Raw genomic sequence first — 14,981 nt, 5'->3', positions numbered from 1 at the left:
TTTAATCCTAAGCTCTAAAAACTCAACCCTTAGCTCAGATAGGTATAATTTAAGGGTTTAATGCCCGATAAAAAATAACTACCAGCGATATTTTCTCTATAAAATGCAATTGCTTACGCCAAATCGATTCCGAGGTTGAGTCTCATCGCTAACCGGCCATCTGAATTACCAGATCTGCCTAGTTATGGAAAGTGTGCAATTACTTAGATTAAATTCGAATTCCTGTATGTGATTCTCTGTGTAATGGATGTAGGTGATTCACGTAGTTTTTAAAACACTCCTAAAGACAAGCCAGCCCACTGAAAAATCTATAAAATGGTCAAAAAAACATTCAGAACTATTTTTTGGGTAGCTTAAAGAAGAATGTGGTGCCTTCTCCTTCAGTAGATTCATACCATATATCTCCACCTCCCTTAGAAATTATGCGATGAGCTATAGCCAGCCCCATGCCTGAACCCTGCACTTCTTCGCCCGCGAATCGCTTAAAGATTACAAACACATCGTTTTTGTAAATTTCCGGGATACCAATACCATTATCTTTTACGGAAAAAGTGACAAACCCAGACGATTCTAAAGCTTCAATATGAATTTTGGGTTTACTACTTTTATTGTACTTCAACCCATTGTCTATCAGGTTCATGAGCAACCTCTCAAAAAGGCTCTGCTGAAAGGATATTTCCGGCATGGACGAGTACGTTACGGTAGCATTGTGTTCATATATTTTTTTGCGCAATAGCTCCAACACATTTTCCAGAGCCGTTTGAGTGCTAAATACAACCGAAGGATTCTTGGAAGTATTTACTCTGGAGTAAGCCAACAAGTCATTGATCATGCGTTTTATCTTGCTGGTTCCTCCCAAAATATACTCCACAAACATTTGAGATTTATCGTCCAGATTGGTTCCCAGGCGGGTTACTAAAAGTTCGGTGAAGGCCGAAATGGTTCTGATGGGTTCCTGTAAATCGTGCGATGCCACGTAAGCGAACTCCTCCAGTTCTTTGTTGGATCTCTCCAGCTCACGGTTGAGCTGATTGAGCTCGTGCTGATTTTTGTACAACACAGTAATGTCTAATATTCCTCCACCAAGTTTCACCAACCGATTGTGCCTGAATATGGGCTGTGCAAAAATACGCACTTGTTTTTTGTTGCCATTGGCAGTTATTATCTCCAGTTCCAAATCGAAAGGAGTACCATCTACCAGACCGGCTTTAAGAGCTTCTCTAAGTTTGGGGCGATCGGCAGAGGTATAGAAGCTTAGTGTCTGCTCCAGGTCTGGTGCCTCGCCTATGTCTAACTCATGGATCGTAAACATTTCGTCAGACCAGTACATGGTATGGCTTAAAAGGTCATATTCAAAACCACCCACATGCAGGTGTTCTCCAACTCTCTTCAGTACCTCCAACTGATGCTGAATGGAGGTATCCATATTTACTTTTTCCGTTTCATCGGTTAGTATGAGTCCGTAGTAGTCTGTTTGCAGGGGAATTATTTCTACGGTACACCAGCGGTTTACTGAATTAAAGAAATGGGTAAACTTTGACTTCTCTGCTCGTGGTTCACCAAGCCGACTAATGAGCCAATGAAAAGGAGAGTCGTAGGCATTTCTTTTTTTCTCAGGAAACCACTTACCAAGTATTGTTGCTGACTCCACCTGCAGAAGTTCTTCAAAGCTGGGGTTGATCACATGAAAGCACACTGATTTTATGGATTTGCCAGTTCTTCGAACGTAAAAATTGGCAATACCCAAATCGATTTTATCGAAAAGGTCTTTGTATACCTGTAATGACTCATTTACATTATTATCCACTTCTCTTTTATTCATCAACTCATTTTTGTTCATACATAATGGATTGATGGAACCCTACCCGGGTGTTCCATAATAGACAAACCTCGAACGGTGCTAATAATCTATTGCGTGAAAGTGGTGTGAGACAATCTCAATAATAGCGATATTTTCCCTGAAAAGCGATAGCCCTAAATGCATCTGATTGGATTGTACAATACCAATTACCGAAGATGTAGCGATATGCTTTAATTACTCAAATTAAGCAACAGAAACCCCGAAAAAGAACAAGTTATTATCTTAACCACGGCCAGGCCGCACATCTAGAGTATTACGATAAAGAACTTGTATGGAGCAAAGTTTTACCCGATTACCAGCGTTTATTTAAAAATTGTTCTTCTACTCGATAGCAGAAATTTGTCCAAAAAAAACAGAGGCTGCCTTAAGCGTGCAGCTCATTTCCGGAAGAAAGAGATAACACTCTTAAGACAACCTCTGCGGCACTTTAACTATCAACTCTACTTAAATAATCATCTTTCGTGTCGGATCGATGAACCAACTTCACACAAAGTACCCAACTGATGTCTTTATGTTTGTTATTGTTTGTCTTTGGAAAACCGCATTTGACAATGCTCTTTTTTTAAGACATAGAGTCCGCCTTAGCTACAGTCAATCTAGGTGAAAAGGAGATTTCTAAAATGTAATCTCAGGGAGCGCAGAGTAAAATTCAGTCTGATCATATCTTTGGTTATTGGCCTCTTTGCGCCCTCCCTTGATCACATTTACAAAGTAAGGGGACTTACTTTTCACAAACATCTGAGAAACACCTAACTCTTCTATAGGTGAAACACCTAGATTTGCTTTTACTAAGAATTGTTTTTCTTGAAAATCTCGTTTTCGATTGCGTAAATGATGAGCCCGGCCAGATTTTTACTACCGGTTTTCTCTAACATGTTTCGTTTATGAGCCTCCACCGTTCGGGCACTAATAAATAGCTGATCGGCAATTTCTCTATTGCTCTTTTGTTCTAAAATGAGCTGCAAAATTTCTTTCTCTCTATCGGTAAGGTCAGTTTTTAGGCTAAAACCTACTCCATTTCCCCTGAGCTTGCTCATCATTATCTCAGTAATTTCATAGGAGTAAAACTGCCCTCCCTTATATACGGTTTCAATGGCCTGCCTTAACTCATTTTTCCCAACATCTTTTAATACATAGCCCATAACCCCCAATTGCAAGAGGCGTTTTACGAAGATCACATCATTGAACATGGTGAGTACTATTACCTTCACATCCCTATTTTCGGCAATCAACCGTTCAACCAGTTCAATACCATTGAGCTGGGGCATTTGAATATCGGTGAGCAGTATGTCTACCTCCAGACTTTTAAGTTGTTCGTAGGCCAACAGACCATTGGAGGCTGTGCCACAAATTTTAAACTCTGGTATTTGGCTTAAAAAGGAGACCAATCCTTCTAAAATCATAGGGTGATCATCGGCCACAAAAAGGCGAATTGACTTATTCATATACTTTAAGCTTTGCTGGAATAATGGCCACCAAACAAGTACCCTTTCCCGGGTTGCTATCTACTGATAGCCTACCAGACATTGACCATACCCGGTTTTTCATGCTTGTCAGGCCATATCCTTCTTTATAAATATCTAGTTTGTTTTTATCAAAACCCACACCGTTGTCCTCTATCATCATTTGCACGTTTTCATCGGCCGTTTTAATGAGCTGCACACTAATCTTACTGGCTTTGGCATGCTTCATTATATTATTTAGGGTTTCCTGGGCTACCCGATACAACCCTAGCTCTACCTCGGCCGGTAGTCTTGCTGTAATATTGGTATAATATTCAACCTCGGTGCCGTTGCCATTAATGGTATCGGAAATTAATTGTTCCAGGGCTTTTACAAGCCCCAGTTCCTCTACATCTTTAGGCAATAGCTGATGGGCAATATTGCGACTTTCTTTAATACCCTGCTCTAAATACTTAAGGCTTTTGTAGTATCTCTTTTGTAGTGCCTCCGAAAACTTTGCGACCTCCTCATCCAGATGCTTAAGATTCATATAGCTAACCCCCAGGGTTTGTTGTACACCATCGTGCAAATCTGAAGCAATCCTTCTGCGTTCTTTGTCTTCAGTACTGTATATAGCCTGCTGAACTTTCTCCTGATTTCTAATAATAGGGGTCACATCGAAAAGGCAGCCTTCCAGCCACACCAGCATATCGTTTTCAAACACACCTACCCCCTGTTCCCATATCCACTTTATTCTGCCCTGCTTATCCTTTATTCGGTATGTCATCCGAAAAGGCTTTTGATCGTTCACCGAACGCTGCACATGCTCCCAAACCTCATCCCTGTCATCTGGTATAATCAAGTTACCAAAAGTTGTAATGGCCGGATCGCCATAAAACTCCTCCTGTCTGTATCCTGTAATTTGTTCACAAGCCGGGCTGATATAGTCCATGGTCCATGACTCATCGTTTCGGCAGCGATATACCACCCCCGGCAAGTTATTTATGAGGTTATTCATTTGCCGGTAACTTTCTTTGAGCTTTAGCTCAGCCTCTCGTTTTCGGGTTACATCGGTCAACACAGCCAACACCATGGTTTCACCGTCAATACTCACCGGGCTCAAGCCCATTTCTATCCAAAATAGTCGGCCGTTTTTCTTTCTGGCCTTTATCTCAGCAGTAGAATCAAGTACCTGAGTTCGGGGTTTGGTTAAAAAGTCGTTGAGTAGTTGCTTGTACTTGCTTCGTTTGTCGGGAGGCAACAATCGCAGTACATTAAGCCCGTTGAGTTCCTCATCCGAATAGCCAAACACCTCGCACGACCTTTTACTGTGCAGCACTATTTTACCTCGCTTGTTAACGAGAAATAAAGGGTTGGGGTCGGTGCGAATAACTGTTCTGAACTTTTCTTCCTGTCGAGCCAACAGCTCGGTACTTACCTTGCGGGTATGAATATCGGCATGGCTTCCCACCACACGAATGGGTTTGCCTTCTTCGTCCCAAACAGCTTTGCAAGTTGAAAGAAACCATCGGTAACTACCATCCTTTTTCTTCAACCTGAATTCCATTTCGTAGGGCACTTTATTTTGGAGATAGTTATTGAATCTTCGCCTGGCCTCTGCCCTGTCGTGCGGATGAACGAGGTCATAGAAGCCTTCAATCAAATCGGGAAGATCGCCCGGTTCGTAGCCCAGGTTGTCGTACATGTTTTTAGACCAGAAAATCTTGTTTTCTTGTGGCAGCCAGTCCCAAAAACCATTTTGTGTACTTTCCAGCGCCAACTGAAACCGCAGTTTGTGGTCCTGAAGCTCTGCTGTACGTTGCTGCACCAACTGTTCCAGATTGGACTCGAGCCTTTCTCGCCTGATAGAACCGGCTATTGCATTGGCCAAAGTCATGAGTAATTGCTTTTCCGGCTCTGACAGTTTTCTTTCTTTGCTAAAGTCAGCAAAGCCTATGGCTCCCCAAAAATCGTCATCTACTATTATGGGAAAGAAAGCCACGAGTTTCGTATGGTCTAACCCCATATGCGCCCTTAGTTCGCTGTCGCTGTCAGAGTAAACCAACATGTAAGGTCTGCCGGCTGCCAATTCCTTGCTTAGTTTCTCCATGCGATAAAGAGGAACATCCTGATTGCGAGCAACTCGCTCAGGAATCACGGTTTTGCTCGAAAAATACTTAATGGAGCTTAGGAGCTCTCCGTTCTCGTTTCTATGGTTTTTGTAAATAAAAGATGAACTAATGTCGAGATGATCGCACAGGGTATCCAGGGCAATCTGAATCCCTTCTTCCAGTTTGGAAGCTATAAGCGAATTGGTTGCATTCACTACGCCTAAAATAAAATCGTCAATCTTGGATTGAGCCATGAGATCACTCGGTAGGAATAGGATTAAATTTATGCAATTCCAAGAATAATCGGTGCTAAATCGAGTAAAGATTAAGCTATATAAACAAAGAAGGCTTCTCCATCTGAGAAGCCCCTTTTAACCAAAACACTAAATGTATATGCTAATTTCTTACCAGCCTGGCCGAAAGTCTGGCATGTGCCAGTGTTTTTCCAGGGGTGAATTCTAAATTGTCTTTGCTAATGGAAATGTAGTTGTGCTGACCATTGTCTTTAACCCACAACAGAAGCTTCTCGCCTTCATTTACTTTGCCCAAAATTGGGTCTACATAGCCTGAATACTGCCAGTTGACCTTATAATAGTCAGAAGGAATATATCCTGAACTCTGGTTGAATCCCATGCTTTTTAGTAAACTAACAGCCTGCTCCATTGTGGGAAGTTCCCAACCTTCGGGCTTTACGGTTTCAAGTTCTTCATAAGTAAAGTGCTCTTTAGAAACTTTCGCCTGCTCATTAACCAGTGCCAAATTGCTGGTCATCCACTCTCCTGCCGAGAAGCTATGGGAGTCGAAGGCCACCTGCTCACTAGTTAGCGCATTCGCATCAGCCGATTTTTCACCCAGTGCCAGCTCTACCGGCAAATACAATAAGGGTAGCGAAACAAAGAAGGCGAAAAAGGTTTTGAGCGTTTTCATAATGCTTTACTTATGTTTCAAATGTAGAGCCTCCCCAAAGCCTTTTAGTAGGTATATTTCCTTAGATTTAAAAAATAGGTGTAACACCTAGTTGTCGATTTAGCAAGCCTTAACAATCTTTAACACCCACTAAATGGCCACACTTGATGAGTGGCTTATATATAAAGGTATACTTCTATATATTTGGCTTTCTGAAATATGACCTGGTTTAAAAGTATTGGAACAACAGAGTGGGTATTTATAGGCATATTCATAATTGCCTACTCCGCATATATTATTCGAATGTTCATGGTGGCCAGGAGGCTACAAACCTCCTTTCGACCGCTCGTTTTCAAGATTTTGCTCCGTAGCATGGCCATGGCCTTGCTTATTATAGCCTTGCTGGGCCCTTCTTTTGGAGAAACCACTAAAGAGGTGAAGTCGGAGGGTAAGGATATATATATAGCGGTAGACCTATCGCAATCTATGAACGCCTTCGACATTCAACCTACCCGACTGGAGAAAATTAAATTTGAACTTAAAAACATTGTAGACGCCTTTAGTTCTGACCGCATTGGCCTGATTATTTTTAGCTCCGAAGCCTTTGTACAATGTCCTCTTACCTACGACCAGAGTGCGCTTAGTTTATTCATCAGCACTCTCAACACCAGCCTGGTGCCCAACGCAGGAACCGATTTTGGTGCTCCCCTACGAATGGCTTTAGACAAGCTCGAAGATTCTGAATCGCCCATTACCCAACAAAAGGCAAAGATTGTTTTATTGATTAGCGATGGAGAAGATTTTGGCGATGAAACTGATGAGGCTGCCAAAGAGATTGTAAAAAGTGGCATTCAGTTGTTTGCTCTTGGTGTGGGAACAGAAACAGGTTCTAAAATAAGGCAGGCCAATGGTTTTAAACGAGACAGAAATGGGCAGGAGGTAGTAACAAAGCTCAACTCCAAATCGTTAAGAAAACTGGCCGTTGATACCGGTGGCAAATACTTCGAAATCAATGAAAATCAAAACGATGTAGCTCGACTCATTAGGGCTATAAATGAAGTAGAGGGCGAATTGCGCGATGCCCGAATGATCGATGCCTCGGCCAATAAGTTTTATTATTTCGTGCTGGGTGCGCTGGTGCTTTTGGCTCTGGATGCGCTCATTAGAAGAAAGACATTAAGGATATGAAATACATTATCAGCTTATTGATTATACTGGGAGGGGTTACAGATCCGGTAAATAAAATTGCCCGATCGAACAAGCTTAAGCGTACGGCCAAAGAAGCCTACGAAACAGGCCAGTATGCCGAAGCTGTTACGGCCTATGTATCTCTGCTCGATAGTTTAGAAGTAGAAGACTATAAGGCCCGTTTAAACCTAGCCCATGCAGCCTATTTACTGTCATATGGGGGAGACAACATGGGCTTATTGAGCGACATAAGCAGCGGCAAAACCCAGGTGCAAGACAGTGCTCAGTTAAGCGCCATTAGCGGAGACCTTCGCTATTTTGATATTGCCGATAAAAATTACAAAACCGTTGCCGGTGCAGCAGAGCCAGTTCTTGCTTCTTCGGCCCACAATCAGCTGGGTATAATTGCCTACAAAATGAGTGAGCAATCGCCCGATGAAAAAGAGTCTTTTATGAACTCTGCCCTCAGCAATTTTAAGAATGCCTTGCTCAAAAACCCTTCTAACGAACAAGCCCGATACAATTATGAGCTGCTGAAAAAACTGCTAAGACAACAACAAGAGCAGCAACAGCAAGACCAAAAGAAAGATCAGCAACAAGAGCAAAAGCAAGATCAACAGAACAAGGATCAGAAAGACCAAAAAGATCAGCAAAAAAAACAAGATCAGGAGCAAAAGAACGATCAGAACAAAGAGCAGCAAGAGCAGGAGCAGCAAAAAAACGATAAACAACAGCAAGAACAACAAGAGCAAAAAGAGGGTGAGCAAAAAGATGACCCTATGCAAAAGCTCATGGAGAAGCTGAAGGAAATGAACATTCCGCTAGAAAAGGCTCAAATGATACTGGAGGCCATGAAAAACAATGAGATCCAGTATGTGCAACAAAAGAAGAGAAAGGCCACCCAGAAGAAAGACTCTGACAAACCAGACTGGTAAGTTGATTGACGACCGGCCGGTAGTTCAACCACAAAGCTTCTCAATTTTAAAGGTTTGTGGGAAATGAGTACTTCTTAACTAAATCCTATACCCGACATCTCCTTTTCATTCTCCTTTCAATCTTGAGCCTATTTCTTATCTTTGCTAACACTCGTTAGGAAAACTATAATTTAGATATGAAGGAAGTATATATTGTTTCTGCAGCACGTACACCAATTGGTAGTTTTGGAGGCAAACTAGCCGGTTTTTCGGCTACTCAGCTAGGCTCTATAGCTATTAAAGGTGCTTTGGAAAAAGCAGGTGTGGCTGCATCGCAAGTTCAGGAAGTCTTTATGGGCAACGTAGTTTCGGCCGGCTTAGGACAGGCTCCGGCTCGTCAGGCAGCCCTTGGTGCCGGCATCGGCCACGAAGTACCCTGCACTACCATCAATAAAGTGTGTGCTTCGGGAATGAAGTCGGTTATGCTCGCGGCACAGTCCATTATGCTCGGCCAACAAGAGGTAATAGTAGCCGGTGGTATGGAAAGCATGTCTAACATACCCTATTACATACCCAAGGCTCGCTACGGATACAAATATGGTAATGGTGAGTTAGTAGACGGACTCTTAAAAGATGGTTTATGGGAAGTATACAACGGATTCCCCATGGGCAACTGTGCTGACAACACCGCCAGAGAAATGAACATTTCTCGCGAAGAACAAGATGAATATGCCATTAATTCGTACAAAAGAGCTGCCGCGGCTACAGAGCAAGGCAAATTCAAAAGTGAGATTATCCCCGTAGAAATTCCGCAAAGAAAAGGCGATCCTGTAATTATGGACGAAGATGAAGAATTCAGAAATGTATTCTTCGATAAAATACCGGCTCTCCGCCCGGTATTCTCCAAAGAAGGCACAGTTACTGCCGCCAATGCCTCTACGATAAACGATGGAGCCTCGGCCATGGTGCTCATGAGCAAAGAAAAAGCCGAAGAATTGGGAGTAAAACCACTGGCCAAAATCCGTGGTTTTGCCGATGCAGCGCAAGATCCGCTTTGGTTTACCACAGCCCCTGCGTTGGCCATACCTAAGGCCATGAAACTAGCCGGAGTATCTAAAGAAGAGGTAGATTTCTATGAAATTAATGAGGCGTTTTCAGTAGTAGCTATTGCCAACAACAAAACCCTGGAGCTAGACAGTGCCAAGGTGAACGTAAATGGTGGAGCCGTGGCACTCGGCCACCCGCTGGGAGCCTCAGGAAACCGTATTGTAACCACTCTTTGCCATGTATTGGAACAAAACGATGGCAAAATTGGGGTAGCCGGTATTTGCAATGGTGGTGGCGGAGCTTCGGCCATTGTTATCGAGAAAATGTAGGATTACTATACTAAATACCTGAGCCTTACGTAATTTTACGTAAGGCTTTTTTTATGAAAAGATCAATCTTCAACATCATTGCTTTTCTCGCGGTTCAGTACGTCTATGGTCAAGATACTATAAAGAAATTCTACCCTCCCGAGTTTAAAAATGTAAAAGAGGTTTACACTATTCTTGATGGAGACACCACCAAAATTCACGGTTCATACACCCGATACTATGAAGAGGGAGAAATTGCCATGAAGGGTGAGTTTGTTGAAGGAAAACCTCAGGGGCTCTTCATAGAATATTATGAAGACGGCAAGACACTCTCTAAAACCACCTATAAGAATGGTAAGAAAACAGGCCCTTTTGAGGTCTACGCAAAAAACGGAGCACCTATTCAAAAGGGCAGTTACATAGATGGCGTTTTGAATGGAAAGGTTAAAACCTTCTACGATGATGGTAAACTTAAAGGAGAAACCACCTTTACCAACGGAATTCCCAATGGGCCTGCTATTGAGTATTTTCACAATGGCAACATAAAGCAAGAATTCACCTACCTGAACGGGAAGCAAAACGGACCGGCCAAAACCTACTACGCCAATGGGAAACCCTCTTCTGTTTTCACCTACAGCAATGGCGTAATTAACGGCACCTACGAAACCTTTTACTCCAACGGAGAGAAAGAAGGCGTTTACAGCTATGTAAACGGTTACAAAAACGGAGCCTATAAGAAGTACAGCCCCAACGGGCAGCTGCTGGAAGAAGGCTCCTACATAGACGGAATAAATGATGGGGTGAGAAAAACCTACTATGAAAGTGGTGCTCCCAAAGAAGTACAGCACTTTCAGAAAGGAGCAAAAACAGGAATTAACACAACCTACTACGAAACCGGTGAGAAAATGTGGGTAGAAAACTACACCCGCATTACCAAAGATGGGGTGCTACGAGAATACTATAAGTCTGGCCAATTAAAAACCGAACAAGTATATGTAAATGGAAAAAAGGCCAAAACCTGGAAGACCTACTATGAAAATGGTCAGGTAGAAACTGAAACCCCACACGAGTCAGGCCATATAAACGGACTGGTTAAGTTCTACAATGAACAAGGACAGCTCGTAAAATCTGTCCCATACATATATGGACGCAACACAGGAGTAGAAACTTCCTATTACGCCAGTGGCAAGAAGCATACGGAAACCAACTATCTCAATGGTCAGAAATCGGGCAGATACTACGAATATTTTGAATCGGGCGAAGTAAAAGTAAAGGGAAACCACCTCTACGATGTGAAACAAGGCACCTGGACCTATTACAACAAAGAGCAAAAACTACTCAAAACAGAAACCTATTCCCGAGGCCAGTTAATGAGCACAACAGAAAATTAATTCGCCAGCTATCAGCAAACGAATTTTGACTATTTTTACCCGATGATCGAAGGTGTTAAGGAGACTAATTTCCAGTTCCCCAATCAAACAGGATTTTACAGCGGTAAAGTAAGAGACATCTACTTTTTCAAAGACAAGTTGGCCATGGTGGCCACCGACCGCATTTCTGCTTTTGACGTAATACTACCAAGACCCATTCCTTACAAGGGGCAAGTACTGAACCAAATAGCCCAGAAATTTCTGGAAGCTACTAAAGATGTGGTTCCCAATTGGATTACCGATTCGCCCGACCCCAATGTGAGCATAGGTCTAAAATGCCAACCCTATGCGGTAGAAATGGTCATTAGAGGCTATCTGGCAGGCCATGCCTGGCGGGAGTACCGTGAAGGAAAAAGAACTCTTTGCGGAGTAAGTCTGCCCGAAGGGCTCAAAGAAAATGATAAACTGCCCACCCCTATCATTACCCCTACCACCAAGGCCAAAGAAGGCCATGACGAAGATATTTCAAGGGAAGAGATTCTCAGACAGGGCATAGTGGCCGAAGCAGAATATGTTCAACTGGAAAAATATACCCGAGCACTGTTTGAAAGAGGCACTGAAATAGCCGCCAAACAAGGGCTCATATTGGTTGACACCAAGTACGAATTTGGTAAATTCAACAATGAAATTTACCTGATCGATGAGATTCATACACCTGACTCATCCAGATACTTCTACAAAGAGGGCTATGAGAGCCGGCAGGCATCAGGAGAAAAACAAAAGCAGCTGTCGAAAGAGTTTGTGAGACAGTGGCTCATAGAAAATGGATTTCAGGGTAAGGAAGGGCAGGAAATTCCTACCATGACCAACGAGGTGGTACAGTCTATCTCTGACAGATACATTGAATTGTATGAAAAAGTGACAGGTGAAACCTTCCAAAAGCAAACTGGAACAAACGTTGTAGAACGCATTGAAAAAAACATTAAAAATTATTTAGCAAAGCATAACCTATGAAGTTTTCAATAGACAAAAAAGAGCTGTTTACCGTATTCAAACTTCAGGAAGAGAAACTAGACTCTACTCTTTCTCCTGAACTAAAATCGGAACTAGTATCCCTTCAGGCTCAAGGAGTTAAAAACCTAATACTTAACCTTTCTGAAACCAAGTATGCCGATTCTTCCGGACTAAGCGCCCTGCTCACCGGCAACAGAGCCTATACCGAAAATGGCGGAGCATTTATTCTTAGCGAAGTCACTTCTTTTGTAGATAAACTTTTAACCATCTCTCAGCTAAAAAATGTTTTGACAGTTTTGGCCACTGACGAAGCTGCCAAAGACCTTATTTTGGCAAATAGCCCAAGCGAGGAAGAAGAATAAAGCTTAGGTTTGAGCATCAGGGTAAAAATATTAGGCTCTAGTTCTGCCACGCCTGCGCACAGGCGAAACCACACCTCGCAGTTGGTTAATGTAGAAGGCAAGTATTACCTGGTGGATTGCGGTGAAGGCACTCAGCTACAACTCAAACGTTACAAGCTCAGGGCTCAGCGCATCAACAATATCTTTATATCGCACTTACATGGCGACCATTACCTGGGGCTTATGGGCTTGCTTTCAACCATGCACCTTATGGGAAGAAACAAACCATTGAACCTCTATGGCCCCAGGGGCTTGGCCGAAATAATTACTCTGCAACTCCGCTACTCTGAAACCATCTTCAATTATGATCTCAAGTTTATTGAAGTAGATGCCAGCCGCAGTCAGGTAATCCATGAAGATGAACTCATTTGCGTACACTCCATTCCGCTCAATCACCGCATTCCGTGCAGCGGCTTTCTGTTCGAAGAAAAAACAAAGAACAGGAGAATCCGTAGAGAAATGCTCCCCGATGACATGAGCGTAAGAAACATCATTCGCCTTAAAAAAGGAGAAGACATTTATGCTGAAGACGGTACGCTTCTGTATAAAAATAAAGACATGACGCTCCCGCCTCGTCAGTCGTTTCGATATGCCTACTGTAGTGACACCAAATATGATGAGTCCATTATACCCATAATTGAAGGGGTAGATATGCTCTATCATGAAGCTACTTTTTTAGAAGAGCATTTAGACAGAGCCACTTCTACCTACCATAGCACGGCCAAAGAAGCTGCCACTATTGCCCAAAAAGCTAATGTAGGGAAATTACTGTTAGGCCATTTTTCGGCCCGATACAAAGAACTGGAACCACTTGAGGCAGAAGCACGGGAGTTTTTTGCAGAATCGTACCTGGCTATTGAAGGAGAAGAGTTTATATTAGACAGCTAGTATGGCCAAATCAATTCTCTCCGATAAGAAAAATAGCCTTTTCATTATTCTCAGTGGTATTTTCATTACCAATGCGCTGATTGCAGAATTGATTGGAGGTAAAATTTTTTCGTTTGAAAAGACCCTTGGATTTGAACCTCTCAATACTCCCCTCTTCGGAGACTTCCTGCTGCAGTTTAACCTAACGGCCGGTGTTGTGCTTTGGCCAGTGGTATTTATAACTACCGATATCATTAATGAATACTTTGGAAAGAAAGGTGTTAGAAGAATCACATTCATTACAGTAGGGCTTATTGCCTACGCTTTTCTCGTTATTTTTCTGGCCATGAAGCTTGTTCCGGCCGATTTTTGGCTCGAAGTAAATGCTGTAAATGAAAAAGGAGAGCCTTTTGATATTAACTACGCATTTGAAAAAGTTCTCTCACAAGGCTTAAACATTATTTTTGCTTCGTTGGTAGCCTTTGTAGTGGGTCAGTTTGTAGATGTGTTTGTTTTTCATAAGCTGCGGAAAATTACAGGAAAGAAAAAAATATGGCTCAGAGCAACAGGCTCTACTCTTGTTTCGCAGCTCATCGATAGTTTTGTGGTACTCTTTGTAGCCTTTTATTTCTTAGGTCCGTGGAGTATCACTCAGGTTTTGGCCGTGGGAGTAACCAACTACATCTATAAATTTATAATTGCCGTAGGCCTTACCCCCATCCTCTATATTGCCCATTACATCATCGATAAATATTTGGGCAAAGAAACAGCTGAGCAAATGATGGCCGAAGCGAGTAGCGAAGCTTAAATATTTCGGGCAAAATTATCCAACACCACGGCAGTGGCTACTGCCACATTGAGCGACTCAGCTCCTCCCCGACCCGGTATTTTTATGGAGTGAGTTACCAGTGGCCTCAATTCTTCCGATATACCATGCGACTCGCTCCCCATTAGGATAACTCCGTGTTGAAGTTTCGTTTGGTAAATGGATTGACCGTCTAACAGAGCTCCGTAAACATGTCTTTCACACTCAGATAAAAAGCTCCTCAAATCGGTATAATGCACCTTTACGCGAGTAAAAGATCCCATGGTAGCATTAATTACTTTGGGGCTAAATACATCGGTAGTATCCCGACTGCAAACAATTTGCTTTATTCCATACCAATCTGCAATGCGAACAATTGTCCCCAGGTTACCCGGGTCGTTAACCTGATCCAGAGCCAGCACCATTTCCTCTTCCCAATTGGCATTGAGCGATTGTTCCGGCATTTTAACCACAGCCAGCCCGGTACTATTCGACTTAAAGGTACCCACCTGCAACAAGTCGTTCTCCTTTACTTCAAACAAATCAAATTTTTTCCGAAATAACCCCTTATCTAACGTTTTCAGGTACTCCGAAGTAGCCAAAAGCGCTTCCACTTCCCAATCGGATTTGAGTACTTCCTCCACTCCTTTTGCCCCTTCTACCAAAAACTTACCTTCGGCCTGTCTATATTTTTTTAATTGCAGAGATTTAAAGTACTTTGATTGGCGTTTAGAGAGCATATTGATG

At 42.6% G+C, this 14,981-nt stretch carries 13 protein-coding genes; 8 read left to right on the top strand and 5 right to left on the bottom strand.

Going from position 1 to position 14,981, the window contains the following annotated elements:
- Positions 1-337 precede the first annotated feature (337 nt).
- The 4 genes from IE164_RS13285 to IE164_RS13270 all read right to left on the bottom strand — a co-directional run bounded on the left by IE164_RS13285 (position 338) and on the right by IE164_RS13270 (position 6,341).
- On the bottom strand, positions 338-1,822 hold the full coding sequence (locus IE164_RS13285) for a sensor histidine kinase (protein WP_189630712.1): 1,485 nt from the start codon (positions 1,820-1,822) through the stop codon (positions 338-340).
- A gap of 827 nt (positions 1,823-2,649) precedes the next feature.
- Positions 2,650-3,306: a response regulator gene (locus IE164_RS13280; protein ID WP_189630711.1), complete on the bottom strand. Its 657-nt coding sequence runs from the start codon at positions 3,304-3,306 to the stop codon at positions 2,650-2,652.
- Positions 3,299-5,668, bottom strand: a complete 2,370-nt coding sequence (locus IE164_RS13275; RefSeq protein WP_189630710.1) for a PAS domain-containing protein — start codon at positions 5,666-5,668, stop codon at positions 3,299-3,301. The genes IE164_RS13280 and IE164_RS13275 overlap by 8 nt, the downstream gene beginning before the upstream one ends.
- A 142-nt stretch (positions 5,669-5,810) precedes the next feature.
- Positions 5,811-6,341, bottom strand: a complete 531-nt coding sequence (locus tag IE164_RS13270) for a hypothetical protein (RefSeq protein ID WP_189630709.1) — start codon at positions 6,339-6,341, stop codon at positions 5,811-5,813.
- A gap of 198 nt (positions 6,342-6,539) precedes the next feature.
- Between IE164_RS13270 and IE164_RS13265 the strand changes: the two genes are divergently transcribed.
- The 8 genes from IE164_RS13265 to IE164_RS13230 all read left to right on the top strand — a co-directional run bounded on the left by IE164_RS13265 (position 6,540) and on the right by IE164_RS13230 (position 14,237).
- Positions 6,540-7,508, top strand: coding sequence for a vWA domain-containing protein (locus tag IE164_RS13265; protein WP_189630708.1), 969 nt, complete (start codon positions 6,540-6,542; stop codon positions 7,506-7,508).
- Complete coding sequence (locus IE164_RS13260) at positions 7,505-8,443, top strand: hypothetical protein (RefSeq protein ID WP_189630707.1); 939 nt, start codon at positions 7,505-7,507, stop codon at positions 8,441-8,443. The genes IE164_RS13265 and IE164_RS13260 overlap by 4 nt, the downstream gene beginning before the upstream one ends.
- A gap of 176 nt (positions 8,444-8,619) precedes the next feature.
- A complete protein-coding gene (locus IE164_RS13255) occupies positions 8,620-9,798 on the top strand; it encodes an acetyl-CoA C-acyltransferase (RefSeq protein ID WP_189630706.1) in 1,179 nt (392 codons plus the stop codon).
- Positions 9,799-9,851: 53 nt separating this feature from the next.
- A complete protein-coding gene (locus tag IE164_RS13250; protein WP_189630705.1) occupies positions 9,852-11,168 on the top strand; it encodes a toxin-antitoxin system YwqK family antitoxin in 1,317 nt (438 codons plus the stop codon).
- A gap of 42 nt (positions 11,169-11,210) precedes the next feature.
- Positions 11,211-12,161 carry a phosphoribosylaminoimidazolesuccinocarboxamide synthase gene (locus IE164_RS13245; RefSeq protein ID WP_189630704.1) on the top strand — a complete coding sequence of 317 codons (951 nt, stop codon included), beginning with the start codon at positions 11,211-11,213 and terminating at the stop codon, positions 12,159-12,161.
- Positions 12,158-12,523 (top strand): STAS domain-containing protein, encoded by a 366-nt coding sequence (locus IE164_RS13240; protein WP_189630703.1) that lies wholly within the window; start codon positions 12,158-12,160, stop codon positions 12,521-12,523. The genes IE164_RS13245 and IE164_RS13240 overlap by 4 nt, the downstream gene beginning before the upstream one ends.
- A 9-nt stretch (positions 12,524-12,532) precedes the next feature.
- A complete protein-coding gene (locus IE164_RS13235) occupies positions 12,533-13,450 on the top strand; it encodes a ribonuclease Z (protein ID WP_189630702.1) in 918 nt (305 codons plus the stop codon).
- Between the two features lies 1 nt (position 13,451).
- Complete coding sequence (locus tag IE164_RS13230; RefSeq protein ID WP_189630701.1) at positions 13,452-14,237, top strand: queuosine precursor transporter; 786 nt, start codon at positions 13,452-13,454, stop codon at positions 14,235-14,237.
- Here the strand turns inward: IE164_RS13230 and IE164_RS13225 are convergent.
- The gene (locus tag IE164_RS13225; RefSeq protein ID WP_189630700.1) at positions 14,234-14,974 is read right to left on the bottom strand and encodes a TrmH family RNA methyltransferase; all 741 of its coding nucleotides are present in this window, start codon (positions 14,972-14,974) and stop codon (positions 14,234-14,236) included. The genes IE164_RS13230 and IE164_RS13225 overlap by 4 nt on opposite strands.
- Between the last annotated feature and the right edge of the window lie 7 nt (positions 14,975-14,981).

The sequence above is a fragment of the Roseivirga thermotolerans genome (assembly GCF_014653175.1).
In the GTDB taxonomy this organism is placed as follows: Bacteria; Bacteroidota; Bacteroidia; order Cytophagales; family Cyclobacteriaceae; genus Roseivirga; species Roseivirga thermotolerans.
This window is presented reverse-complemented; position numbering and strand designations above follow the sequence as displayed.

What these genes read in the sequence shown, in the direction of transcription:
- IE164_RS13270 (WP_189630709.1), bottom strand. Translation starts at nt 6,341, where the DNA reads ATGAAAACGCTCAAAACCTTTTTCGCCTTCTTTGTTTCGCTACCCTTA.
- IE164_RS13265 (WP_189630708.1), top strand. Translation starts at nt 6,540, where the DNA reads ATGACCTGGTTTAAAAGTATTGGAACAACAGAGTGGGTATTTATAGGC.
- IE164_RS13245 (WP_189630704.1), top strand. Translation starts at nt 11,211, where the DNA reads ATGATCGAAGGTGTTAAGGAGACTAATTTCCAGTTCCCCAATCAAACA.
- IE164_RS13285 (WP_189630712.1), bottom strand. Translation starts at nt 1,822, where the DNA reads ATGAATAAAAGAGAAGTGGATAATAATGTAAATGAGTCATTACAGGTA.
- IE164_RS13255 (WP_189630706.1), top strand. Translation starts at nt 8,620, where the DNA reads ATGAAGGAAGTATATATTGTTTCTGCAGCACGTACACCAATTGGTAGT.
- IE164_RS13260 (WP_189630707.1), top strand. Translation starts at nt 7,505, where the DNA reads ATGAAATACATTATCAGCTTATTGATTATACTGGGAGGGGTTACAGAT.
- IE164_RS13225 (WP_189630700.1), bottom strand. Translation starts at nt 14,974, where the DNA reads ATGCTCTCTAAACGCCAATCAAAGTACTTTAAATCTCTGCAATTAAAA.
- IE164_RS13250 (WP_189630705.1), top strand. Translation starts at nt 9,852, where the DNA reads ATGAAAAGATCAATCTTCAACATCATTGCTTTTCTCGCGGTTCAGTAC.
- IE164_RS13240 (WP_189630703.1), top strand. Translation starts at nt 12,158, where the DNA reads ATGAAGTTTTCAATAGACAAAAAAGAGCTGTTTACCGTATTCAAACTT.
- IE164_RS13275 (WP_189630710.1), bottom strand. Translation starts at nt 5,668, where the DNA reads ATGGCTCAATCCAAGATTGACGATTTTATTTTAGGCGTAGTGAATGCA.
- IE164_RS13230 (WP_189630701.1), top strand. Translation starts at nt 13,452, where the DNA reads ATGGCCAAATCAATTCTCTCCGATAAGAAAAATAGCCTTTTCATTATT.
- IE164_RS13280 (WP_189630711.1), bottom strand. Translation starts at nt 3,306, where the DNA reads ATGAATAAGTCAATTCGCCTTTTTGTGGCCGATGATCACCCTATGATT.